Below are 22,048 nucleotides of genomic sequence, written 5' to 3'. Positions count from 1 at the left end.
TTTGCCCGATCCACGGCCCGAGGTGTTTGAGGGCCCGGCCCCCCGTGGCTACGGTCGGGACCCGTGAGCAACGCGGAGGGCACCGGAGCAGTGGCTCAGCGCGACGAGGCCGACGAGGTCGCCGAGGCCGTCGCCCCCGAGCCGGTCGTGGCGGCCGTCCCCGAGCCGGCCGCACCGGTCGCGCCCGAATGCGTCGTGCCGGTCACACCCGGGTGCGCCGTGCCGGACGCGCCCGAACCGGACGCGCCCGGACCGCTCCGTCCGGGCGGCCCGCGCGGCCTCCTCTGGCAGGACCCCGGCCGGGCCGACTTCGGCAGCCTCCGGTTCCGCCTGGGCACGGCCCGCGACCGCCTGGAGGCGGGCTGCCGCTCCTTCCTGACCGGCTTCAACGCGACCCTCGCAGGCGAGATCGGGCGGATCGACGACCTCGCCGAGGAACTGCGCGGGTTCGCCTACGAGGGCGCGGGCATGGCCTGCGCGACGCTGGACGTGCTCACGATGACCGGCGGGCGGCGGCTCCGGGAGCTGCTCAGCGGGCAGGGCATGCGCTACCCGCACATGGTCCACATCGGCGCCGGCCGCGCCTACGCCCGTCTCCGGCTCCGGCCGATGTGGGGCATCCGCGCGGTCCATCCGCTGCTGCGCTGGCTGGCCTTCGACGGCTTCGGCTTCCACCAGGGCTTCGCCGCCGCCGACCGGACCGTCGGGCGGCAGCGCACCGCCGGGCTGATGGACCGGACCCGCAGGGCCGTCTTCGACCAGGGGCTGGGCCGGATGCTCTGGTTCCACGAGTGCGCGGGGGTGGACGACGTCGTCCTGCGCATCGCCGAGTTCCCCGCGGGACGCCACCCCGACCTGTGGAGCGGCGTCGGCCAGGCCGCCGTGTACGCCGGGGGTGCGACCCCTGCCGCGCTGGAGCGGCTGGAGGAGGCCGCGGCCGGCGGCGGGTTCCGCGCGCACCTCGCCCAGGGCGGTGCCTTCGGCTGCGCCGCCCGGCTGATCTCCGGAGTCGTCCCCGGGCACACCATCGACGCCGCACCCGTGCTGTGCGGGGCGGAGGTGGACGAGGCCGCCGGCTGGACCGACACCGCGCTCATCGCGCTCGGCCACAACGCCTACAGCAGCGAGCACTATCAGGCCTGGCGCGCCGGGGTCCGCAAGGCCTGGACCCGCCGCGGGCGCCTCTCCTGAGGGCGGTCCGGCCCGTGCCCGGACCGATCCGGTGCGGGACCGGTTCAGCCGATGCCGGGGCCGGTCCGCTCCAGCACCCGCAGCGAGCCCTCCCGCCTGACCTCCTTGAACGCCCCGGAGGCGAGGACCCGCTGGTAGACGCGGTACGGCGCCTGCCCGCCGTCGGCCGGGTCGGGGTAGACGTCGTGGAAGACCAGCGCGCCGCCGATCATGACGTGCGGCGCCCAGCCCTCGTAGTCCTCGGTCACCGGCTCCTCGGAGTGGCCGCCGTCGATGAACAGCATCGCCAGCGGGGTGTTCCAGAGCCGCGCGACCTGCTCGGACCTGCCGACGATCGCGATGACCTCCTCCTCCAGGCCGGCGGAGGCGATCGTGGTGCGGAAGGTGGGCAGTGAGTCCATCTTGCCGAAGCGCGGGTCGACCAGGGTGGGGTCGTGATGCGCCCAGCCTGGCTGGATCTCCTCCGAGCCCCGGTGGTGGTCGACGGTGACGACGACCGAGCCCGCCTGGCGGGCGCCCGCGCCGAGGTAGACGGCCGACTTGCCGCAGTAGGTGCCGATCTCGCAGATCGGCCCGAGCGGGCCGTACGCGACCGCGGTCTCGAACAGGGCGAGACCCTCGGGATGAGGCATGAACCCCTTGGCGCGCTGGGCCGCGCCCAGCAGATCGGGGGGCATCGAGGGCGGGGTGGCGTTGCTCATCGGAGCAGCCTACCCAGGCCGAACAACATTCCGTACGGCCCTTGCCCGGCACGGTGGAACGTGTTCTACTTTGCACCGTGAACCAGCGCGCCCGCATCGTGATGTCCGACGACGAGATCACCGCCTTCATCGCCGAGTCACGCAAGCTCCAGCTCGGCACGATCAACCCGGACGGCACACCGCACATGGTGACCATGTTCTACGGCCTGACCGGCGGGAAGATCTCGTTCTGGACCTACGGCAAGGCCCAGAAGACGCGCAACATCGAGCGGGACGCCCGGGTGAGCTGCCTGATCGAGGCCGGAGAGGAGTACTCCGACCTGCGGGGCGTCCTGGTGTACGGCGTCGCCCGCAGGATCGACGACTCCGCGGGCATCCTCGACGTCGGCATGAACGTGGCCAGGCGCATGGCGGGGATGCCGGAGGCCGAGGAGCTTCTGACCGAGTACGTCACCTACACCGGCCGCAAGCGCGTCGCCTTTGTGGTGGAGCCCACCCGGGTGATCTCCTGGGACCACCGTAAGCTCGCCACTCAGGTCTAGCTCGGTTGAGGAGGCTCACATGAAGGTCAAAGTCGACTATCTGGTCTGCGAGGCCAACGCCGTCTGCATGGGACTCGCCCCGGAGGTCTTCGAGCTCGACGACGACGACCAGCTGCACCTGCTGCTGCCTGAGCCGCCGCCGGAGATGATGGACCGCGTGCGGCACGCCGTGCGGTCCTGCCCCAAAGCCGCTCTCTCCCTTGAGGAGAACTAGGAGGGACCCCATGCGTGGTGCGCTTCTACATGCCGCCGGCGACGACAAACTCGATATCCGCGACGACTTCACCCTTGCCCCGATGGGCCCCGCGGACGTCCGGATCAAGGTCAGGGCGACCGGCGTCTGCCACTCCGACCTGTCGGTGATCAGCGGCGTGCTGCCCATGCCGCTGCCGGTCGTCCCCGGCCACGAGGGCGCGGGAGAGGTCGTCGAGGTCGGTGACCACGTGACCACGGTCCAGCCCGGCGACCACGTCATCGTCAACTGGACCCCCGCCTGCGGCACCTGCCCCAACTGCCTGGTCAACCAGCCGTTCCTGTGCATGACCTACGTCATGGACAGCTTCGTCAACGCCCGCTTCCGCTACGGCGGCGACACCCCGGCGTTCGGCATGGCCGGGTGCGGCACCTGGTCCGAGGAGATCGTCGTGCCTTGGCAAGGTGCGATCAAGGTCGACCCGGAGGTCCCGTTCGAGGTGGCCGCGCTGATCGGCTGCGGCGTCACCACCGGCGTCGGCGCGGCTCTCAACACCGCCAAGGTACGGGCGGGCTCGACCGTGGCCGTGGTCGGCTGCGGCGGCATCGGCCTGTCGATCATCCAGGGCGCCCGGATCTCCGGAGCGACCACGATCTGCGCGATCGACCCGCTGGAGTCCAAGCACGAGCTGGCCAAGAAGGTGGGCGCCACCCACGCGATCACACCCGACCAGCTCATGGACGCGCTCGGCACGCTGACCGGCGGCCAGGGCTTCGACTACGGCTTCGAGGCGGTCGGCAAGTCCGCCGCCATCATGACCGCCTGGCAGGCGACGCGGCGCGGCGGCGACGTGGTCGTCGTCGGCGCTGGCGCGATGGACGACACCGTCCCGCTGACCGCCTTCAACCTGCTGTTCGAGGGCAAGAACATCCTCAGCTCGCTGTACGGCGGGTCGGACGTCCGCCGCGACTTCCCGTTCTTCGCCGGGCTCTACAAGGCCGGCAAGCTCGACCTGGAGAGCATGATCAGTGCCCGGATCAGGCTCACCGACCTCAACGACGCCGTGGCGGCGCTGCGCGGCGGCGAGGTCCTGCGCCAGGTCGTCGTCCTGGACTGACGGGGCGGTGCCGCCCCGCCCGCAACGGTACGGCCCGTAACGGTACGGGCGGGGCGGTACGGCCCGCGGCATCCGGATCACCCGGACGCCGCGGACCGTGTTCGCCCGGCCGCCGCACCCCACCCGCACGATCGACCGGCCGCAGGAATCCCCGTCGGCTCCTCCCCCGCCCCTCTTCGCCCCGGCGGCCCCTCCGTCAGCCGCGGTAGTCCCGCGGCGCGACCCCGTAGGCCCGGCGGAAGGCGCGGCTGAAGGAGGCCGGGTCGTGGAAGCCCCAGCGGGCGGCGATCGCGTTCACCCGCTCGCCGCGGTCCACGGCCGACAGCTCGCGGCGGCAGCGGTCCAGGCGGCGGGCCCGCACGTGGGCGGCGACCGTGGTGCCCGCCGCCTGGAAGATCCGGTGAAGCTGGCGCACCGAGACGTGGTGGGCCTGGGCGATCACCGCCGGGGACAGGTCGGGACGGTGCAGGTTCCGCTCGATCCAGTCCCCGATCCGCTCCAGCAGCTCTGCGTGGGCGCCCGCGGCCGGGAGCACGCCGTCCAGCCGCTCGCGCATCGCCCCGGTCACCACACTGACCAGGGCCTCGCCGACGTGCGGGCCGTGCGGTCCCTCCGCGGCGTCGCCGTCGGCGGCCAGCGCGGTCAGGAACGAGACGGCCAGCCGCCCGGGACCCGAGCGGCTGCCCAGGACCGTGCCCGCCAAGGTCGCCACGTGGGCGGGGGGCAGCGGGATCACCGACCGGGGGATCGTGAGCGCCAGCAGGTGGTGCTCACGCAGCGCGAACCGGATCGGGCGGGCCAGGTCGTACAGGACGAGGTCCCCCGAGCCGACCTCGACGTGCCTGCCCGCCTGCTCCACCACACCCGAGCCGCGCAGCACCAGGGAGAGCTTGTAGTGCTCCCGCCCGTCGCGCAGGACGTGCCGGGCGGCGCGGCTGACCACGTGGGCGGGGGCGCGCACCTCGCTCACCTGGACCGGGCCGAGCGTACGGCCGACGATCCGGCCGGCGAACCCCTCGCGGGCCTCGGTCCGCAGCTCCAGCGGGCCGAACGCCTCGGACACGAGGTGCTGCCAGAACGCGGCCTGGTCCCGGACCGGGTGGCCGGCCGTGCTGACGAACGTGGGCATGACCGTCTCCTCGTCGCGGTGACGGCCCAAGCCTCTCCCCCCGCCTCGGCCCGGCGGAAATCTCATCCGCATCTCCAGCACGGTGTTATGCCCGGCCCTGGCGCTGGCCTGACGCCGGCGCCGGCGCCGTACCGCCGCATGGGCGGGCGGCCTGGCACCGCCCGCCAACAACCTGGCGCTGGCAGCCAAGTCTCCGGACGGACCGGTGGATATACACGTCAGGACGGGACGGACCGCGCCGCCCCCCAGCGCGGTCGACCGCCGCTGTCCGAAGGAGAGCATCCATGCCCGAGAACCCTCACGTATCCGGCGAGGAGCCCGGCCTCAGCCGTAAGCAGTTCATCACCGCGGTCGGGGTGGGCGCCCTGGCCGTCCCCGCCGTGGTCGGCGCCACCGTCGCCACGGCGGGAGCCGCCACGGGCGCCGCTCCGGCGGTGGACGAGCCGCTGGCCTGCACCCCCGGCAGGACGACCGTCGCCCAGACGGAAGGGCCGTACTTCAAGCCCAACTCGCCCGAGCGCGACGATCTCACCGCCGGGGTCTCCGGCACGCGCCTGGTCCTCAGCGGCCATGTCTTCAACCGCGCCTGCCAGCCCCTCAGCCGGGTGCTGCTGGACTTCTGGCAGGCCGACACGATGGGCGCCTACGACAACGTCCGCTACACCCTGCGCGGCCACCTCTACACCGACGCCAACGGCGCCTACCGGCTGACGACCGTCGTCCCGGGCCTCTACCCGGGCCGGACCCGGCACATCCACGTCAAACTGCAGGCCCCCGGCCGGCCGCAGATCCTGACCACGCAGCTCTACTTCCCCGGCGAGCCGCGCAACAACACCGACACGATCTACGACCCGTCGCTGCTCATGAACGTGCGCACGGTCGGGTCGGGGCGGGAGGCGACGTTCGACTTCGTGCTCAACGTCGCCGGCACGGGCTCGCCGACTCCGACGCCGACGGCGACCCCCACCGGCGGAGGCGGCACCTGGCAGGCCGGGACCCCCTACGCGGCCGGCGCCCAGGTCACCTACGGCGGCGCGACCTACCGGTGTCTCCAGGCGCACACGGCCCAGGCGGGCTGGGAGCCCCCGAACGTCCCGGCCCTGTGGCAGCGCCTCTGACCGAACCCCTGACCGAATCCCTGACGGGTCCTCTGCTCGGGCCCGTCGCCACCGCGCGCCGCGGGGTCGGCGGCCGTCACTCCCCGCCGAACGCGGCGTCGAAGGCGGCCGCCGGAGGCGTGATGGCGTTCAGCCTCCTGACGAACCCGAGCGCCTCGGGCGCGCCGTCGAGACGGTCCATCCCCGCGTCCTCCCACTCGATGGAGATCGGCCCGTCGTAGCCGATGGAGTTCAGCGCCCGGAAGCAGTCCTCCCACGGCACGTCGCCGTGGCCGGTCGAGACGAAGTCCCAGCCGCGCCGCATGTCCGCCCAGGGCAGGTGGGAGGAGAGCCGTCCCCGCCGCCCGTCACCGCACCTGACCTTGGCGTCCTTGCAGTCCACGTGGTAGATCCGGTCGGCGAAGTCCAGGATGAACCCGACCGGGTCCAGGTCCTGCCAGACCATGTGGGACGGATCCCAGTTCAGCCCGAACGCCTCCCTGCGCCCGATCGCCTCCAGCGTGCGGACCGTCGTGTGGTAGTCGTAGGCGATCTCGCTCGGGTGGACCTCGTGCGCGAACCTCACCCCGGCCTCGTCGAACACGTCGAGGATCGGGTTCCACCGGTCGGCGAACTCGGCGTAGCCCGCCTCGACCATCGAGGCCGGGACCGGCGGGAACATCGCGACCGTGTGCCAGATCGGCGACCCGGTGAAGCCCACGACCGTGTCCACGCCCAGCTTCGCCGCGGCCCTGGCGGTGTCCTTCATCTCCTCGGCCGCCGCCCGCCGTACCTCCTCCGGGTCTCCGGAGCCCCAGATCCGCGCGGGCAGGATCGCGCGGTGCCGCTCGTCGATCGGGTGGTCGCAGACCGCCTGCCCGACGAGGTGGTTGGAGATCGCCCACACCTTCAGGTCGTGCTTGGCGAGCGTCTCCAGCTTCCGCGCGACGTAGGAATCGTCGGCCAGGGCCCTGTCCACCTCGAAGTGGTCGCCCCAGCAGGCGATCTCCAGCCCGTCGTAGCCCCACTCCGCGGCCAGCCGGCAGACCTCCTCGAACGGGAGGTCGGCCCACTGGCCCGTGAACAGCGTGATCGGCCTGCTCATCTCTGCACCACCGTCCAGCGGCTCTCGTCGGCCGCGCTCGCCTCCACCGCCGCCAGGACCCGCTGCACCCTCAGGCCGTCCTCGAAGGACGGCGAGGGGTCGGTCCCGGCGGCGACCGCCTCAAGGAAGTCCTTCACCTCGTGGGTGAAGGTGTGCTCGTAGCCCAGTCCGTGCCCCGGCGGCCACCAGGCCCCCGCGTACGGATGGCCGGGCTCGGTGACGACGATCCGCCGGAAGCCCCCCTCGGTCTCCGGCAGCGTGTGGTCGTGGAACCACAGCTCGTTCATCGCCTCGAAGTCGAAGGCCAGGCTTCCCTTCGAGCCGTTGACCTCGATCCGGAGCGCGTTCTTGCGCCCCGAGGCGAACCGGGTCGCCTCGAACGAGGCCAGCGCCCCTCCGTCGAACCTCCCGATGAACAGCGCGGCGTCGTCGACGTCGACCATCCCCCGCTCCCCGGTACGGCTCCCGCCCGCCAGCCCGCCGGGACCGTCCGTCCCCTCCTCGGTGGGGCGTTCCTTGACGAAGGTCTCGGTGAGCGCCGAGACGCCCGTCAGGTGCTGGCCGGTGACGAACTGGGCGGTGTCGATGATGTGCGCCCCGATGTCGCCGAGCGCGCCCGACCCCGCCCGGTCCTTCCGCAGCCGCCAGACCAGCGGGAACTCCGGGTCCACGATCCAGTCCTGCAGGTACTGCGCCCGCACGTGGCGCAGCTCGCCCAGGCGGCCGTCGGCCACCAGGCGGCGGGCGAAGGCGACGGCCGGGACACGGCGGTAGTTGAAGGCGACCATGGCCCGCACCCCCCGCGCCGCCGCCTCGCGGGCCGCCTCGGCCATCGCCTCGGCCTCGGCGACGGTGTTGGCCAGCGGCTTCTCGCACAGCACGTGCTTGCCGGCGGCCAGCGCGGCGATCGCGATCTCGGCGTGCGAGTCACCCGGCGTGCAGACGTCCACGAGCTGGACGTCGTCCCGCTCGATGAGCCGCCGCCAGTCCGTCTCGGCCGAGACCCAGCCGAGCCGTGCCGCGGCGGCCGCCGTACGCTCCGGTGAACGGCCGCAGAGCGCCGCCATCGACACCGTGACCGGAAGGTCGAAGAACGCGGAGACGCTCCGCCAGGCCTGGGAGTGCACGCGCCCCATGAACGCGTGCCCGACCATGCCCACCCCGATGGACTGCTTCACGACTCGAACCCCAGCGGAAGGTACTCGGCGACGTTGTCCTTGGTGACGGTCTCCGAGGCCAGCGTGATCGACTGCGGCACCTGGTTCTCCACCAGGTCGCTCATGCCCTTGCCCTGGGCGATGAGCCGGGCGAGCTTGACGGCCGAGGAGGCCATCGTCGGGCTGTAGGTCACGGTGGCCTCCAGCACGCCGGAGCCGGCCTGGATGTCGCGCATCGCGTTGGCCGAGCCGGCGCCGCCGACCATGAAGAACTCGTTCCGGCCGGCCTCCTTGATCGCGGCCAGCACGCCGATGCCCTGGTCGTCGTCGTGGTTCCACAGCGCGTCGATCTTCTTGTGCGCCTGGAGCAGGTTGCCGGCCACCTCGGTGCCGGACTCCACGGTGAACTGGGCGTCCTGCTGGGCTGTCACGCTGAAGCCGTACGACTTGAGCGCGTCGGCGAAGCCCTTGCTCCGGTCCTGGGTGAGCGGGAGCGTCGCGATGCCCTGGATCTCCACGATCACCGGGTTCGCGACGCCCTTGTCCTTGAGCTTCTTGCCGATGTAGTGCCCCGCGGCCACGCCCATGCCGTAGTTGTCCCCGCCGATCCAGGTCCGGTACGAGAGCTTGTCGGGGAAGATCCGGTCCAGATTGATCACCGGGATGCCGGCGTCGCTGGCCCGGCGGGCGATCTGGTTGAGCTGCTGGCCGTCGTTGGGCAGGATCACCAGCGCGGAGACCTTGGCCGCGATCAGCGACTCGACCGCCGAGATCTGCGCGTTGATGTCGTTGGTCGGCTCGACCGGCTTGAACTCCACGTCGCCGTACTGCTTGGCCGCCGCCTCGGCGTTCTTGGCGATCGCGGCGATCCAGCCGTGGTCGGCCGCCGGTGCCGAGAAGCCGATGACGACCTTCTCACCCGGCTTGTCGTTGTCGGTGCCGGGGGCGGGGGCGCCCGCGGGCTGGGAGCCGGCGGGACCGGGCTGGGCGGCGGGCTCGTTGCTCGTGCAGGCGGTGACCAGCGCTCCCGCGCCGATGACCGCTCCGCCGACGAGGAACCCCCGGCGGGCGAGTGGGTTGTTGGACATGGCCGTTCTCCTTCGAGTTCCTTGACGCGCCCCGCGGGCCCCTGACCGGTCCGCGGGGCGCGGGTCTCAGGTCCGGGATTCGAGGCTGCGCCGCTGGAGCAGCACGGCCACGATGATGATCAGGCCCTTGGCGATCAGCTGGTCGCTGGTGTTGAGCCCGTTGAGGATGAAGAGGTTGGTGATCAGCGTGAAGATCAGCAAGCCGAGGATCGAGCCGATGATCGAGCCGCGTCCGCCGGTGAGGAGCGTGCCGCCGATGATGACGGCGGCGATCGCGTCCAGCTCGTACAGGTCCCCGTGGGTGGAGGAGCCGGTGGTGGTCCTGGCCATGATGAGGACGGCGGCGATGCCGCAGCACAGGCCGGACAGCGCGTAGAGCATCAGGGTGTGCCGCCGCACGTCGATGCCGGCCAGCCGGGCGGCCTCGGGGTTGCCGCCGACCGCGTAGGTGCGCCGGCCGAAGGTCGTTCGGTTGAGCACGACCCAGCCCGCCGCCACCACCAGCGCGAAGACGTAGACCAGCAGCGGCAGGCCGAGCACGCGGGTCGTGGACAGCTCCACGATCGCCTCGTTGCCCTGCTGGACCAGCTGGGTCTTCCGGTCCGACATGCGCTGGGCCAGGCCGCGGGCGGCGACCAGCATGGCCAGGGTGGCGATGAACGGCACCATCCGCCCGTAGGCGATCAGGAAGCCGTTGACCAGGCCCGCTCCGGTGCCGACCAGGACCGCGCACACGATCATCACGAACGGGCCGTAGGACTGGGTCGCCAGCGTGGTGGCCCAGACCGAGGCCAGCGCCATGATCGCACCGACGGAGAGGTCGATGCCGCCACCAATGATCACGAACGTCATGCCGACGGTGATCACACCGATGGTGGCGGCCAGCGACAGGATGCTGACCAGGTTCGAGGCGGTGGCGAAGTTCTCCGGCCGGGTCACCAGGCCGACGGCCGCCAGCAGCACCAGCGCCAGGACCAGGCCGAGGTGCCGGGCCTCGCCGAGCCGGGCCAGCGGTCCCGGCGGCGCGGACGGCTTGCGGGCCCGGACCTCCGCCCGCATGTGCCCGCCGGTCTGCGGTTCCTCCGCCGCGGGACGCGCCGCGTCCGCCGGTTCCGCACCCGCCGGTGACTTCTCGTGGGCCTGCGGCCCGCGGGCGTCGGTCACAGCGCGCTCCCCTTCATGATCATGTCGAGCACCCGGTGTTCGTCCAGGTCCGTGGCGTCGGCCTGGTGGATGATCCGGCCCTCGCGTACCACCAGCACCCGGTCGGCCAGGCCCAGGACCTCGGGCACCTCGCTGGAGACCAGCAGCACCCCGATGCCCTGGTCGGCCAGTTTCCGGATGACGGCGTACAGCTCCGCGCGGGCTCCGACGTCCACCCCGCGCGTGGGCTCGTCCAGCAGCAGCAGCCTGCGCTCGCCGACCAGCCAGCGGGCGAACACCGCCTTCTGCTGGTTGCCGCCGGAAAGCGTCTTGATCGGCCGATCCGGGTCGCCCGGCCGGATGTCGAGGGTCTCGATCAGCTTCCGGGCCTCCGCGCTCTCCCGGCGCCGGTCGAGCCAGCCGAGCCGGGAGTACCTGCCGAGCCCGGCCAGCGTGATGTTGCGGGCGACGCTCTGGTCCAGCAGCAGCGCCTGGGCCTTGCGCTCCTCGGGGGCCAGGCCCATGCCGCGCCTGACCGCGGCCGCCGTGCCGCCGCGCCCCATCGGGCGGCCTTCGAGCACCACCTCGCCCGAGGACCGGCGCGCGCCGTACACCGCCTCGATGATCTCCGAACGGCCCGAGCCGACCAGCCCGGCCAGGCCCACGATCTCGCCCGCCCGGACGGTGAAGGAGGCGTCCTCGACGACTCCGGGCACGGTCAGCCCCTCCACCCGGAGCACCTCGGGCCCGGCGGCGGGGCGGGCGCGGCGGGGCGGGAAGACGTACTCGACGGTGCGGCCGGTCATCAGGGAGACGATCTGCGAGGTGGGCGTCCGGTCCGCCGGGAGGCCCACGGCGGCGGTCCTGCCGTCCTTCAGGACGGTGACCCGGTCGCCGATCTCGCGGATCTCCTCCAGCCGGTGGGAGATGTAGACGACCGCGACCCCCTGGGAGGTCAGCTCGCGGACGATCCGGAAGAGGTTGGCGACCTCGTCGTGGGCGAGGGCGGCCGAGGGCTCGTCCATGATGATCAGCCGGGTGTCGCGGGAGAGCGCCCGGGCCATGCTGACCACCTGCTTGGCGGCGGGCGAGAGGCGACCGACCTCGGCGGCCGGGCGGATCTCGGGATGGCCGAGCCGGGTGAGGAGCTCTCGGGTGGCCCGGTTGGCCTCGCTCTGGCGGACGAAGCCGAGCCGGGCCCGCTCGTGGCCCAGGAAGACGTTCTCGGCCACGCTCAGCCCGTCGACCAGGTCCAGTTCCTGGTAGATCGTGGAGATGCCGAGCCGGATGGCCGTGGTCGGGCCGGTCAGGCGCACCTCCTCGCCGCCGAGGGTGATGGTGCCCTCGTCCGGCTGGTGCGCCCCGGAGAGGATCTTGATGAGCGTGGACTTGCCCGCGCCGTTCTGACCGAGCAGGCAGTGCACCTCGCCGCGCCGTACCTCCAGGTCGACCCCGTCGAGCGCGCGGACGCCGGGGAACTGCTTGACGATCCCTCGCATCAGCAGCAGAGGTTCTGCGGACACGGTCCCTCCGTCCCAGCACATTCCAGATGCGGAGTTTGTGATGCAGAAGCTAACTCTGTTCTGGCCGTTTGGGAAGACCTTTTATCTGATGACCGACAGACTTCCGTCGATTTCTGCAAAAGTCTCGGGCATGAAGAAGCCCCCTGCCGCGGTTCCGGCAGGGGGCTTGCTCCGACGACCAGGCGGGTACGGCCCGCCGCCGACCTTGCGCGAGCCCCTGGACCCCGGTCTCCGGAGCCGCTCTGGAGCTGCGGTCCTGGAGCTGGGGCTTTAGAGCATGGCCTTCATGGACGCGCCGGCCTGCTCGCCGAGGGTGGTCGGCGTCAGGTAGGGCTGCTCGGCCATGATGGCCTCCCAGTTGTCCCTGATGTCCTCGACCGTGTGGTCGTCCTGCTTCCAGCCGGGTCCCTCGGCCACGAACACGCGGGCGATCCGGCCGCCGCCGACGCTGAAGACCTCGCCGCTGGTCTCGCAGGACTCGTGCGCCAGGAACGTCACCAGGGTGCTGACCCGCTCGGCGGTGAACTTGGCCTCGAACTCGGCTGGGAGCAGCGCCTCGGTCATCCGGGTCCAGGCGATCGGGGCGATCGCGTTGGCCTTGATGCCGGCCCGGGCCCCCTCGATGCCGAGGGTCTTGGTCAGGCCGACCAGGCCCATCTTGGCGGTGGAGTAGTTGGCCTGGCCGAAGTTGCCGAACAGCCCGGCGGGCGAGGAGGTGTTGACGATCCGGCCGTAGCCCTGCTCCTTGAGGTACGGGAAGGCCGCGTGGCTGACCAGGAACGAGCCTCGGACGTGGACGGCGATGACGGCGTCGAACTCTTCGACCGTCATCTTGCCGAACGACTTGTCACGCAGGATGCCCGCGTTGTTGACGACGATGTCGACCCGCCCGAAGGCGTCGATCGCGGACTGCACGATCGCCTGGGCGCCCTCCGGGGTCGCGACGTTGTCGGTGCTGGCGACCGCCTCGCCGCCGTTCTTGACGATCAGCTCGACCACCTCGGCGGCCGGTCCGCTGGACGCGCCGGTGCCGTCCAGCGCGCCGCCGAGGTCGTTGACGACCACCTTGGCCCCGCGCTCGGCCAGCGACAGCGCGTGAGCCCGGCCGAGTCCGTGCCCCGCGCCCGTGACGACCGCGACCTTGCCGTCAAACCGCAGCTCTGACATCAGCAGCCCTCCCACGAGAATAAAATTCTAGTCCTGCCCGAGGATAGCCTGACCGCACCCCCGGCGTCATGAGCTGGAGGGGTGGACGCGTGGCGGGCCGGGAAAGGTCAGCGTGATGAGGCGCCGCGGACAGTGATCGAAGAGGCGTTCCCCTGGTAGGATTTTTGCCCCGCACCTGGCGTGGGTCAAAGAAGACACACCTACCAGCACGGCCCCGCCCCCCATCCGGGCTGGAGGCCCCGCATGCCCTTGTCGCCGCCCCTCCGCGTGGTCCAGTGGGCCACGGGCGCCGTAGGCAGATATTCGCTCCGCAGCCTGATCACCCGTCCCGAGTTCGAGCTGGCCGGAGTGCTGGTCTACGACCCCGCCAAGGCGGGAAAGGACGCCGGCGAGATCGTCGGGCTGCCGGAGACCGGCGTCGCCTGCACCGACGAGGTCGAGCGGATCCTGGCGCTGGAGGCCGACTGCGTCCTGCACATGCCCCTGCCCGCGTCGTCCCTCGGCGGCGACCACACGGTGGACGTCGAGACGATCTGCGCGCTGCTCGCCTCGGGCAAGAACGTCATCACCACCACCGGGTTCGTCTACCCCCCGTGCCACGGGCCCGGCGTGGTGGAGCGCCTGGAGGCGGCCTGCCGGGCCGGCGGGACGTCCCTGCACGGCACCGGCATCAACCCCGGCTTCATGAGCGACCTGCTCCCCCTGGCGCTCACCGGGCTGTCCAGCCGGATCGACCACATCTACGTCCGCGAGTGCTCCGACTTCCGCGGCCACCCCTCCCGCCAGACGGTGACCGGCCTGATGGGCTTCACCCTGTCGGCCAAGGACTACAGCACCGCCGTGCGCCCGTTCCGCGCCTTCCAGCGCGCCCTGTTCGCCGAGAGTGTGCAGCTGGTGGCCGCCACCCTCGGCGTCGCGCTCGACGAGGTGGAGGAGAGCGACGAGTTCGAGCTGGCGACCGAGGAGTTCGAGATCGCGGCCGGCGTGGTCCGCCCGGACACGGTGTGCGCCTCCCACTGGACCTTCTCCGGCCTGGTCCGCGGCCGCCCCTTCATGACGGTGGAGTGCGTCTACAAGGCCGACGCCACCAGGGTCCGCCGCTGGTCCGAGCCCGGCTTCAGCATCCACATCGACGGCGTCCCGCAGATGACGCTCAGCGTCGACGAGGTCTCCGACGGCCTGGCCGGCGCCGCCTCACACGCCGTCAACACCATCGCCGCCGTCTGCGCCGCCCCGCCCGGCATCCGCACCGCCCTCGACCTCCCCCTCACCACCGGCCGCGGCACCGTCCGCCTCGCCTGAGCCGCCGGGGCCGTACTCAACCGGCGGGGCCTCGGGCGGGACGGGCAGGGTGAGGCGGACGCAGGTGCCCTCGCCCGGCTCGCTCTCCAGCCGCACGGCGCCCCCGTGCAGGCGAACGATCTTGTCGGTGACGGACAGGCCGAGCCCCGTGCCGTCGATCGCCCGCTCCTCCGTCTCCGCTCCGCGGTAGAAGTCCTCCAGGACGTGCCCGAGGTCGTCGGCCCCGATGCCCATCCCGGTGTCGCGGACCTCCACCGTCGGCTCGGGCCCGGCGGTGACCGTCACGGCGATCGTCCCTCCGGGCGTGGTGAACTTGACCGCGTTGTCCAGCACGTTCCGCAGCGCGATCCGCAGCATCCCGGGGTCGGCCCGCACCACCGCCTCCGTCGGGGTCTGCACGGTCAGGGCGTGTTCTCTGCTCCGGAGCGCGTCGGCGACGTCATCGACCGCGAGGCGCACGACGCCCGTCAGGTCGGTCCGTTCCGGGGCGAAGGCCGCCGTCCCGGCGTTGAGGCTGGCCGTCAGCAGCAGCTCGTCCAGCAGTCGCAGCAGCCGGTCGTTGTTGCGCTCCATCACCGCCATGAACCTGCGTTCGGTGGCCTCGTCCAGCCCGCCCTCCTGCAGGAGCTGCAGGGCGTTGCGGATGGAGGTCATCGGGGTGCGCAGCTCGTGGTTGATGCTGGTCAGGAACTGGTCCCTCAGCCTTTCCAGATCGGGCGGGCGCGGGACGGGCTCGCCCGAGCCGGCGGCGTGGCGGTACAGCTCCAGCATCGTGGTGACGCTGGCGGCCAGGGTCCGCAGGAGCTGCTGCTGCTCGGGGGTCAGCCGGCGCGGGCGGTGGTCGAGCACGCACACCGTGCCCAGGGCGTGACCGCGTTTACTGATCAGCGGTACGCCCGCGTAGTAGCGCACGTACGGCTCGCCTTCGGCCACGACGTTGCGGCTGAAGACCGGGTCCGCCAGCGTGTCGGGGATCTCCAGCAGATCCCGGCCGCAGACGGTGCGATGGCAGTAGCCGCTCTCCCGCTCGGCACCGGTCCAGGTGACGCCGGATCGCCCCTTGAAGTGCTGGCGATCCGCGTCCAGCAGGTTGACCAGGGCCATGGGCGCCCCGCAGACGTGCGCGGCCAGCATGGCGATGGCGTCGAGGTCCGGCTCCAGCGGGGCCTCCAGCACCCCCAGCTCCTCCAGCTCCCGTACCCGTTCGGCCTCGTCGGGCGGTACCGGCGTCTCCACCATCGGGCCTCCCCCGCGTCCCCGCCCCGGAACAGGGGCTCCAGAGTCGGCCGCACCGCGGCTCCGGACCCGTGACGCGCCGACTCAGCAACAGGTTATGCCAGGCCGGAGCCCGGCCCCTCGACTCCCTCCGGTGTGTCCGGAACCGGGGCTTCGCGGGGAACCCGCAGAACCAGGACGGCGATGTCGTCGCTCGGAAGCCCGGACTGGAACGACACCACCTCGTCCACGAGGCGGGTGGCGATGCCCTTCGCGTCCAGGCCGCGGGTCGCCTCCAGCGTGCCCGCCAGCCGCTCCTCTCCGAACAGGTCGGCCGCGCCGTGCCCCTCGATGATCCCGTCGGTGAAGAAGACGAGCACGTCGCCCGGCGACAGATCCACGACGCTCTCGTGCAGGGCCGGGTCCTGGAAGACGCCCAGCAGCGTCCCCGGGCGGCCCACCGGCTCGATCCCGCCCGCGGCCGCGACCCGGACGGGAGGGGGATGCCCCGCGAGGGAGAAGGTCACGCGCGGCCCCTCCCCGCCGTCCCGGTCGATCTGGGCGTAGACCGCGGTCAGGAAGCGGTCCGTGCGCTCACGCAGGACCGCCTGGTTGAGCAGGGCGAGGGCGTCGCGTGGACGGGTGCGCTGCATGCCCGCGGTGCGCAGCGTGTACCGTGCCAGGCCGGTGACCACGGCGGCCTGCGCCCCTTTGCCGCACACGTCCCCCAGGGACAGGGCCCAGCCCCGCGGCGTCTCGAAGAGGTCGTAGAAGTCGCCCCCCACCTCGTCGCCTCGCCCGGCGGGCCGGTACACCCCCGCGGCGTCCATTCCGGGCACCGGGGGCAGCTCCGGCGGCACGAAACTCGCCTGGAGGATCTGGGCGAGCTGGCGGGTCTCGGCCTCGGAGCGTTCGGCCCGCTGCCGTGCCCGCAGCAGTTCGCGTTCGTACTCCCTGCGGTCGGTCGCCGGCGCCACGGAGAAGCGGACCAGCGCCGGCCGGTCCGGAGCCGGTCTCCGCACCGCCCCGTTGAGCAGAACCGGCAGCCGTGCGCCCCCGGCGCTCTTCAGCTCGACCGCGATCTCCCTGACCTGCCCCTGGATCGCCAGCAGCGGGGCGAAGTGCGTCTCGTAGAAGATCCGGTCGCCCACCGGCAGGAGGGACTGGATGCGGGCCCGGCCCACCAGTTCCTCCCGGGTGTATCCGGTCAGGGTCAGGAACGTGGTGTTGACCTTGACGATCGTCCCGTCCATGAGCGTGGAAAGGTAGCCGAACGGCGCGTTCTCATACAGATCTTCGAGGTTCTCGTCGACACCCTCCGCCGCCGGACGGCGCCGCGCCCGGCGCACGTCCTCGCCCGATCGGCCCGCGGAAGGCATTCCGTTTTCCCGTCGTCGTTCAATCACCCAGAAACGCGCGGATCGCGTCCACGGTTTCCTGGGGAGCGCTCAGGTTGGGACAGTGGCCGCTCGCCTCCATCACGACCAGTTCGCTGCCGGGAATCGCCCGGTGAACGTATTCGCCCACCGTCTGGGGCGCGATCACGTCGTTGGAGCACTGCAGGATGAGCGTCGGCGTCCTCACCCGGCGCAGGTCCGCCCGGTTGTCCGAGAGGAAGGTCACGCCGGCGAAGTGCCGGGCGATCGCGGGGTCCGTGCGGCAGAAGCTGTTGGTCAGCTCCGCGCCCAGTTCGGGACGGTCCGGGTTTCCCATGATCATCGGCGCCATCGCGCTCGACCAGCCCAGATAGTTGCTCTCAAGCGACTCGAGCAGTTCGTCGATGTCCTCCCTGGTGAATCCACCGACGTAGTCCCCGTCGTCGATGTAGCAGGGAGACGGGCCCACCAGCACCAGCCCGCCGAACCGCTCGGGCTCCTCGATCTCCGCGAGGACGCCGATCATCGCGGAGACCGAGTGACCGACGAAGACGACGTCCTCCAGGTCCGCCTCCCGGCAGATCTCCAGCACGTCCCGCGCGTAGCCGCCGAGCGAGGAGTAACGCTCGAAGGAGTAACTCGCGAGATCGGACGCCCCGGCGCCCACGTGGTCGAACAGCACGACCCGGTACCGGTCCGTGAAAGCGGGTGCGACGAACCTCCACATGTTCTGGTCGCAGCCGAATCCATGGGAGAAAAGAATCGGCCTTCCCGCAGGGTTCCCCAAGAAATTAATGTTGTTGCGCTCTTTACTCCTAATTGCCACAAGCCACCCGTTATTCGCGAATGCGATATTAATGAATAATTGCATGTTATCTTACGCGCAGGCATGGGGCGGCCGCGGCCCGGAGCGGGTCCTCACCCGCACCCGCACCCGCACCCGCACCCGCACCCGCACCCGTCCGGCGGACTCCCCGGCGGGACCTGCGGCAAACCTCCCGCGGCGGTCAGGCGGGATACCAGAGATCGGGCTCACCGGGGACGCGACGCAGCCGGCCGCGGGCCTCCAGCCAGACGAGGTGGGCCAGGGTCTCGTTGTTGGCCGCCCGGCGCATGAACGACGGGATGGTCTCCCACGGCCGCGACCAGGTCAGCCTGGTCGCGGTGTCCCAGCAGGTGATCCCGCCGGCCGCGCCGACCGCCGCCTCGATCTCGGCCAGCCGCTCCTCGTGGTGGGCCATCACATGGTCGACCCGCTCGGCCAGCTCCAGGAACCGGTACTCATGAGCCGGCAGCACCTCGTCCACGTCGAACTTCCGCACCACCGCCAGCGCCTCGAGGTAGTCGGCCAGCGGGTTGGGCGCGGACTGCGGGTGGACCGCCACGATCGGCGTGATCTTCGCGAGCACGTGGTCGCCGGAGAACAGCAGCCGCCGCCCCCGTTCGACGAAGCACAGGTGGCCCGGCGAGTGGCCGGGCGTCCAGACGGCCTGGAGGTCCCAGCCCGGCAGGTCGAGCCGGTCGCCGTCCTCGATCAGCCGGTCGGGCCTGGCCATGGTCACGTAGTGCCGGATCATCATCGAGGCCCCGGCCAGCTCGTCCAGAGTCGCCCCGGGCACTCCCGAGCGCACCAGCAGCGCGCGCTCCTGCGCCACCAGCGTGTCGACCGCGTCGTCGTCGTAGCGGTCGCGCAGCAGCCGTGAGTCGGCCGGGTGCAGCCCGATCCAGGCCCCCGACACCTCGCGGATCCGTCCGGCCAGCCCGTAGTGGTCGGGATGGATGTGGGTGACCAGGACCGCCTTGACGTCGGTCATCTCGTATCCGGCGACCTTCAGCCCGGCGGCCAGCGCGCCGTACGCCTCGTCGGTGTTCCATCCGGCGTCGATGATCGCCACCCCGCCGGGCAGTTCCAGGGCGTAGACGAGCACGTAGCGCAGAGGAATGGCGGGCAGCGGCACCGGGATCGACCACAGCCCCGGCCGGACCCGCTCCACCTCGGGAAAGCCCCCGCTCGTCCACGCCTCCCGCTGCGCCTGACTCGCCGGCGTCACCATGGCCATCCCGGCCTCCCTTCGACGCCCCCGATTGTGCCCCCTGGACCGAATCATGTTCTACTCGGGGGCGCCGTACGGGCTCCTCCGGGCACCGCGCGGCGTCATACGGTGGAACCATGAAGCTGGGAAACGAGATCGTGGGCGACGGCCGCTTCGTCCGCCAGCCCAACCGGTTCACCGCCCGGATCGAGGAGGGCGGCGAGCATCCGCCCGAGCCCGGCCGCTACCAGATCTACGCCTCCTACGCCTGCCCGTGGGCGCAGCGCTCGCTCATCGTCCGCGAGCTGCTCGGGCTCCGGGACGCGGTCGGCGTGACGATCGTGGACCCGATCAGGGACGACAAGGGCTGGCGGGTCCCCGGCGGCGACCCGGTCACCGGCGCCGAATACCTCTCGGAGCTCTACCTCGCCACCGACCCGGACTTCCGGGGCCGTTACACCGTGCCCTGCGTCTGGGACCGTACGGCGCGGCGCCTGGTCACCAACGACTACTTCCAGATCACGCTCACCCTGGAGACCGCCTTCGCCCCCTGGCACGCCGAGGGCGCCCCCGACCTCTATCCCGCCGCGCTCCGCGAAGAGATCGACGCCCTGAACGAGACGATCTACCACGGGCTCAACAACGGCGTCTACAAGGCCGGGTTCGCCGCCTCGCAGGAAGCCTACGACGAGGCGGTCGTCGGGGTCTTCACCACACTGGACATGCTGGAGGAGCGGCTCGCCGGCCGCCCCTTCCTGCACGGGGACGCGCTCACCGAGAGCGACGTGCGGCTCTACACGACGCTCGCCAGGTTCGACGCGGTCTACCACTCGCACTTCAAGTGCGCGATCCGCCGCCTGGTCGACTACCCGGAGCTGTGGGCCTACGCCCGCCGCCTGTACGCGATCCCGGCCTTCCGCGACACCACCGACTTCGACCAGATCAAGCGGCACTACTTCATCACTCAGACGAACATCAACCCGACGCGGATCGTGCCCAGGGGACCGGAGCTCGACTGGACGTCAGCTCCCTGAGGGACCTGGGGGAAGTCCTCGGCCGGACTCCCCTGCGGCCGCCCGCCGGTCGTCCGCCGGTTCGCCGGGACCCGCCTCCGGCCCCGGGCCGGAGGCGGGCAGGACGAGGGTGAAGACGGAGCCCTCGCCCGGGGTGCTGGTGGCGGTGATCGTGCCGCCGTGGGCCTCGGCGACGGCCTTGGCGATGGTGAGCCCCAGCCCGACGCCCTGGATGGCCTCGTCACGGGTGGAGCGGGCACGCGCGAACCGGTCGAACACCCGCGGCAGTTCGTCCTCGGCGATGCCGGCGCCGTGGTCGATGACGGCGATCGACACGTCCGTGTCGGCTACGGAGGCGCGCACGGTGATCGGGGTGTCGTTCGCGGAGTACTTGGCGGCGTTCGACAGCAGTGCGCCCACCGCCCCCACCAGCAGACCCCGGTCGGCGCGGATGCGGGGGACGGCAGGGTCGACGTGCACCCGGACCCGGTGGCCGGCGCACTGGATCTCGGCGGCCGTCTCCCGCAGCGCCTCGTCCAGGACCTCCGCCACCGCCAGCGGAACGGGATCGACCGCCAGGCTGCCGCCGGTGACGGTGTTGACCGCCAGGAGATCCTCGATCAGCTTGCGCAGCCGCATCGCGTTGTGGGTCATGGTGCTCAGCATCCGGTCCCGCTGGCCGAGGGGCAGGTCGTCGTCGCCGAGTATCTCCAGGTAGCCGATGATGACGGTCAGCGGGGTGCGCAACTCGTGGCTGACGGCGGCGACGAAGTCGTCCTTGGCCCGGTCGAGCTCCTTGAGCCGGGCCACGGTGGTCTGCTCGTGCTCGTAGGCCTCCCTCAGGGCGTGTTCGGCCCGCCGCCGGTCGGTGATGTCGTGGATGAAGGCGTTGAACGTCCGGGCGTCGCCCTCGCGCGTGGCCCACATCACCAGTTCGACGGGGAACTCGCTGCCGTCGGCGCGCAGCGCGGCCAGCTCCAGCCGCCGCCCCAGCACCTGTGACCGCCCGGTGGCCAGGAACCGGACCCGGCCGGCCTCGTCGGCGCCCCGGTAGCGGGCCGGCACGATCGTCTCGTGCATCACCCGCCCGAGGGCCTGCTCACGGGTGAGGCCGAACATGCGCTCGGCCGCGGTGTTCCAGTCGATGATGTGCCCGTCGGCGTCGATGGACACGAACGCTTCCACCGACGTGCCGATGATCTGCTCCAGCCGCGTCCGGGCCGCTTCGACCTCCTGGCGGGCGCGCCACCGGTCGGCCACCAGCCCGAGGTGGTGGCCGAGGCTCGCCGTCACGCGCATCAGCTGGGCGTCCTGCGGTATCACCTCGTGGGAGAAGAACTCCAGCACCGCCACCACCCCGTCGGCGGCCGTGACGGGGAACGCGAGCGCCGCCCCCACGCCCAGGTCCACGCCCTGCCGGGCCCGCAGGAAGACCGGATCGCAGGTGACGTCGTGCAGCCACACCGGCCTGCCGGTCTTCGCCGCGTGACCGATGATCCCCGTCCCCGGGGCGAAGCGGGTCGTGGCGGTCACCTCGCGCAGGTCCGCGAACTCCTCGACCGCGCCCGCCCAGACATCCGACGGGACGAACCGCCCGTCGGCCTCGTCCCATACGTACAGGTGGCCGACCCGCCAGCCGGTCGCCTCGCACACCATCTCCAGCGCCGCGCGCGCCGCGGACTCCAGGTCGTCGCCGGTGCGGATCTTCGCGGCGACGTTGCCGAGCAGCGCCACCAGCTCCGATTCCCGCGCTCCGCCCGGCACACCCGCCCCTTTCCTCCGTGGGTCTCCCTGCCCGCCGGGCCCGCAGACCACCACGGGCGGGCAGATAAATTGCCCAACGGCGGAATTCCGCATACGCCCCCTGGAGACGGCGGAAGGCCGGCCGTACCCCGGCGGGATCCACTCGGGTGGGCGAGTGAAAGTTTCATCGGGCAAATCAGACATCGTGCCGGT

20 protein-coding genes are annotated in these 22,048 nt (G+C 71.7%); 7 read left to right on the top strand and 13 right to left on the bottom strand.

Annotation, left to right across the window (positions count from 1 at the left end; genetic code table 11):
- Positions 1 to 63 precede the first annotated feature (63 nt).
- Positions 64 to 1,191 (top strand): DUF1702 family protein, encoded by a 1,128-nt coding sequence (locus HS041_RS31290; protein ID WP_196444469.1) that lies wholly within the window; start codon positions 64 to 66, stop codon positions 1,189 to 1,191.
- Positions 1,192 to 1,235: 44 nt separating this feature from the next.
- Here the strand turns inward: HS041_RS31290 and HS041_RS31285 are convergent, their stop codons facing one another.
- Positions 1,236 to 1,892 (bottom strand): class I SAM-dependent methyltransferase, encoded by a 657-nt coding sequence (locus HS041_RS31285; RefSeq protein WP_230880047.1) that lies wholly within the window; start codon positions 1,890 to 1,892, stop codon positions 1,236 to 1,238.
- 77 nt (positions 1,893 to 1,969) lie between these two features.
- Here HS041_RS31285 and HS041_RS31280 point away from each other — a divergent pair, with 77 nt between their 5' ends.
- From HS041_RS31280 to HS041_RS31270, 3 genes are read left to right on the top strand one after another with little or no spacing between them, the layout of a single operon-like run.
- Positions 1,970 to 2,434: a pyridoxamine 5'-phosphate oxidase family protein gene (locus tag HS041_RS31280; protein WP_196444468.1), complete on the top strand. Its 465-nt coding sequence runs from the start codon at positions 1,970 to 1,972 to the stop codon at positions 2,432 to 2,434.
- Positions 2,435 to 2,453: 19 nt separating this feature from the next.
- Entirely contained in the window at positions 2,454 to 2,648 is a 195-nt protein-coding gene (locus tag HS041_RS31275; protein WP_196444467.1) for a ferredoxin, read from the top strand.
- A 10-nt stretch (positions 2,649 to 2,658) separates the two neighbouring features.
- Positions 2,659 to 3,744 carry a Zn-dependent alcohol dehydrogenase gene (locus tag HS041_RS31270; protein ID WP_196444466.1) on the top strand — a complete coding sequence of 362 codons (1,086 nt, stop codon included), beginning with the start codon at positions 2,659 to 2,661 and terminating at the stop codon, positions 3,742 to 3,744.
- 196 nt (positions 3,745 to 3,940) lie between these two features.
- On the opposite strand, the gene HS041_RS31265 is transcribed toward HS041_RS31270, so the two are convergent.
- Entirely contained in the window at positions 3,941 to 4,873 is a 933-nt protein-coding gene (locus HS041_RS31265; RefSeq protein WP_196444465.1) for an AraC-like ligand-binding domain-containing protein, read from the bottom strand.
- A gap of 284 nt (positions 4,874 to 5,157) precedes the next feature.
- Between HS041_RS31265 and HS041_RS31260 the strand changes: the two genes are divergently transcribed.
- On the top strand, positions 5,158 to 5,991 hold the full coding sequence (locus tag HS041_RS31260; RefSeq protein ID WP_196444464.1) for a dioxygenase family protein: 834 nt from the start codon (positions 5,158 to 5,160) through the stop codon (positions 5,989 to 5,991).
- Positions 5,992 to 6,067: 76 nt separating this feature from the next.
- On the opposite strand, the gene HS041_RS31255 is transcribed toward HS041_RS31260, so the two are convergent.
- From HS041_RS31255 to HS041_RS31230, 6 genes are all read right to left on the bottom strand, one after another.
- Positions 6,068 to 7,075 (bottom strand): sugar phosphate isomerase/epimerase family protein, encoded by a 1,008-nt coding sequence (locus HS041_RS31255; protein WP_196444463.1) that lies wholly within the window; start codon positions 7,073 to 7,075, stop codon positions 6,068 to 6,070.
- Entirely contained in the window at positions 7,072 to 8,253 is a 1,182-nt protein-coding gene (locus HS041_RS31250; protein WP_307845536.1) for a Gfo/Idh/MocA family protein, read from the bottom strand. Before HS041_RS31250 ends, HS041_RS31255 begins: the two co-directional genes overlap by 4 nt.
- A complete protein-coding gene (locus tag HS041_RS31245) occupies positions 8,250 to 9,320 on the bottom strand; it encodes a substrate-binding domain-containing protein (protein WP_196444462.1) in 1,071 nt (356 codons plus the stop codon). Before HS041_RS31245 ends, HS041_RS31250 begins: the two co-directional genes overlap by 4 nt.
- A 66-nt stretch (positions 9,321 to 9,386) precedes the next feature.
- Complete coding sequence (locus HS041_RS31240) at positions 9,387 to 10,484, bottom strand: ABC transporter permease (protein WP_307845535.1); 1,098 nt, start codon at positions 10,482 to 10,484, stop codon at positions 9,387 to 9,389.
- A complete protein-coding gene (locus HS041_RS31235; RefSeq protein WP_307845534.1) occupies positions 10,481 to 11,986 on the bottom strand; it encodes a sugar ABC transporter ATP-binding protein in 1,506 nt (501 codons plus the stop codon). Before HS041_RS31235 ends, HS041_RS31240 begins: the two co-directional genes overlap by 4 nt.
- A gap of 270 nt (positions 11,987 to 12,256) precedes the next feature.
- Positions 12,257 to 13,153, bottom strand: a complete 897-nt coding sequence (locus tag HS041_RS31230) for an SDR family oxidoreductase (RefSeq protein ID WP_196444460.1) — start codon at positions 13,151 to 13,153, stop codon at positions 12,257 to 12,259.
- Positions 13,154 to 13,396: 243 nt separating this feature from the next.
- Here HS041_RS31230 and HS041_RS31225 point away from each other — a divergent pair, with 243 nt between their 5' ends.
- Positions 13,397 to 14,455 carry an NAD(P)H-dependent amine dehydrogenase family protein gene (locus HS041_RS31225; protein WP_196444459.1) on the top strand — a complete coding sequence of 353 codons (1,059 nt, stop codon included), beginning with the start codon at positions 13,397 to 13,399 and terminating at the stop codon, positions 14,453 to 14,455.
- Here HS041_RS31225 and HS041_RS31220 read toward each other — a convergent pair.
- The 4 genes from HS041_RS31220 to HS041_RS31205 form a co-directional block, all read right to left on the bottom strand.
- The gene (locus HS041_RS31220) at positions 14,348 to 15,694 is read right to left on the bottom strand and encodes a GAF domain-containing sensor histidine kinase (protein WP_196444458.1); all 1,347 of its coding nucleotides are present in this window, start codon (positions 15,692 to 15,694) and stop codon (positions 14,348 to 14,350) included. The genes HS041_RS31225 and HS041_RS31220 overlap by 108 nt on opposite strands.
- A gap of 92 nt (positions 15,695 to 15,786) precedes the next feature.
- On the bottom strand, positions 15,787 to 17,049 hold the full coding sequence (locus HS041_RS31215) for a PP2C family protein-serine/threonine phosphatase (RefSeq protein WP_196444457.1): 1,263 nt from the start codon (positions 17,047 to 17,049) through the stop codon (positions 15,787 to 15,789).
- A gap of 19 nt (positions 17,050 to 17,068) precedes the next feature.
- Positions 17,069 to 17,833 carry an alpha/beta fold hydrolase gene (locus HS041_RS31210; protein WP_255530153.1) on the bottom strand — a complete coding sequence of 255 codons (765 nt, stop codon included), beginning with the start codon at positions 17,831 to 17,833 and terminating at the stop codon, positions 17,069 to 17,071.
- A 220-nt stretch (positions 17,834 to 18,053) separates the two neighbouring features.
- The gene (locus tag HS041_RS31205) at positions 18,054 to 19,106 is read right to left on the bottom strand and encodes an MBL fold metallo-hydrolase (RefSeq protein ID WP_230880046.1); all 1,053 of its coding nucleotides are present in this window, start codon (positions 19,104 to 19,106) and stop codon (positions 18,054 to 18,056) included.
- A gap of 110 nt (positions 19,107 to 19,216) precedes the next feature.
- Between HS041_RS31205 and HS041_RS31200 the strand changes: the two genes are divergently transcribed.
- Positions 19,217 to 20,113, top strand: coding sequence for a glutathione S-transferase family protein (locus HS041_RS31200; RefSeq protein ID WP_196444455.1), 897 nt, complete (start codon positions 19,217 to 19,219; stop codon positions 20,111 to 20,113).
- Here the strand turns inward: HS041_RS31200 and HS041_RS31195 are convergent.
- Positions 20,102 to 21,856 (bottom strand): sensor histidine kinase, encoded by a 1,755-nt coding sequence (locus tag HS041_RS31195; RefSeq protein ID WP_196444454.1) that lies wholly within the window; start codon positions 21,854 to 21,856, stop codon positions 20,102 to 20,104. The two genes, HS041_RS31200 and HS041_RS31195, sit on opposite strands and share 12 nt — an antisense overlap.
- Positions 21,857 to 22,048 lie beyond the last annotated feature (192 nt).

The sequence above is a fragment of the Planomonospora sp. ID67723 genome, from assembly GCF_015711605.1.
GTDB lineage: Bacteria > Actinomycetota > Actinomycetes > Streptosporangiales > Streptosporangiaceae > Planomonospora_A.
This window is presented reverse-complemented; position numbering and strand designations above follow the sequence as displayed.

Excerpts from the sequence above, each read along its gene's own strand:
- HS041_RS31285 (WP_230880047.1), bottom strand. The coding sequence starts at position 1,892 with ATGAGCAACGCCACCCCGCCCTCGATGCCCCCCGATCTGCTGGGCGCG.
- HS041_RS31275 (WP_196444467.1), top strand. The coding sequence starts at position 2,454 with ATGAAGGTCAAAGTCGACTATCTGGTCTGCGAGGCCAACGCCGTCTGC.
- HS041_RS31270 (WP_196444466.1), top strand. The coding sequence starts at position 2,659 with ATGCGTGGTGCGCTTCTACATGCCGCCGGCGACGACAAACTCGATATC.
- HS041_RS31265 (WP_196444465.1), bottom strand. The coding sequence starts at position 4,873 with ATGCCCACGTTCGTCAGCACGGCCGGCCACCCGGTCCGGGACCAGGCC.
- HS041_RS31260 (WP_196444464.1), top strand. The coding sequence starts at position 5,158 with ATGCCCGAGAACCCTCACGTATCCGGCGAGGAGCCCGGCCTCAGCCGT.
- HS041_RS31255 (WP_196444463.1), bottom strand. The coding sequence starts at position 7,075 with ATGAGCAGGCCGATCACGCTGTTCACGGGCCAGTGGGCCGACCTCCCG.
- HS041_RS31245 (WP_196444462.1), bottom strand. The coding sequence starts at position 9,320 with ATGTCCAACAACCCACTCGCCCGCCGGGGGTTCCTCGTCGGCGGAGCG.
- HS041_RS31230 (WP_196444460.1), bottom strand. The coding sequence starts at position 13,153 with ATGTCAGAGCTGCGGTTTGACGGCAAGGTCGCGGTCGTCACGGGCGCG.
- HS041_RS31225 (WP_196444459.1), top strand. The coding sequence starts at position 13,397 with ATGCCCTTGTCGCCGCCCCTCCGCGTGGTCCAGTGGGCCACGGGCGCC.
- HS041_RS31220 (WP_196444458.1), bottom strand. The coding sequence starts at position 15,694 with ATGGTGGAGACGCCGGTACCGCCCGACGAGGCCGAACGGGTACGGGAG.
- HS041_RS31215 (WP_196444457.1), bottom strand. The coding sequence starts at position 17,049 with ATGCCTTCCGCGGGCCGATCGGGCGAGGACGTGCGCCGGGCGCGGCGC.
- HS041_RS31205 (WP_230880046.1), bottom strand. The coding sequence starts at position 19,106 with ATGGCCATGGTGACGCCGGCGAGTCAGGCGCAGCGGGAGGCGTGGACG.
- HS041_RS31200 (WP_196444455.1), top strand. The coding sequence starts at position 19,217 with ATGAAGCTGGGAAACGAGATCGTGGGCGACGGCCGCTTCGTCCGCCAG.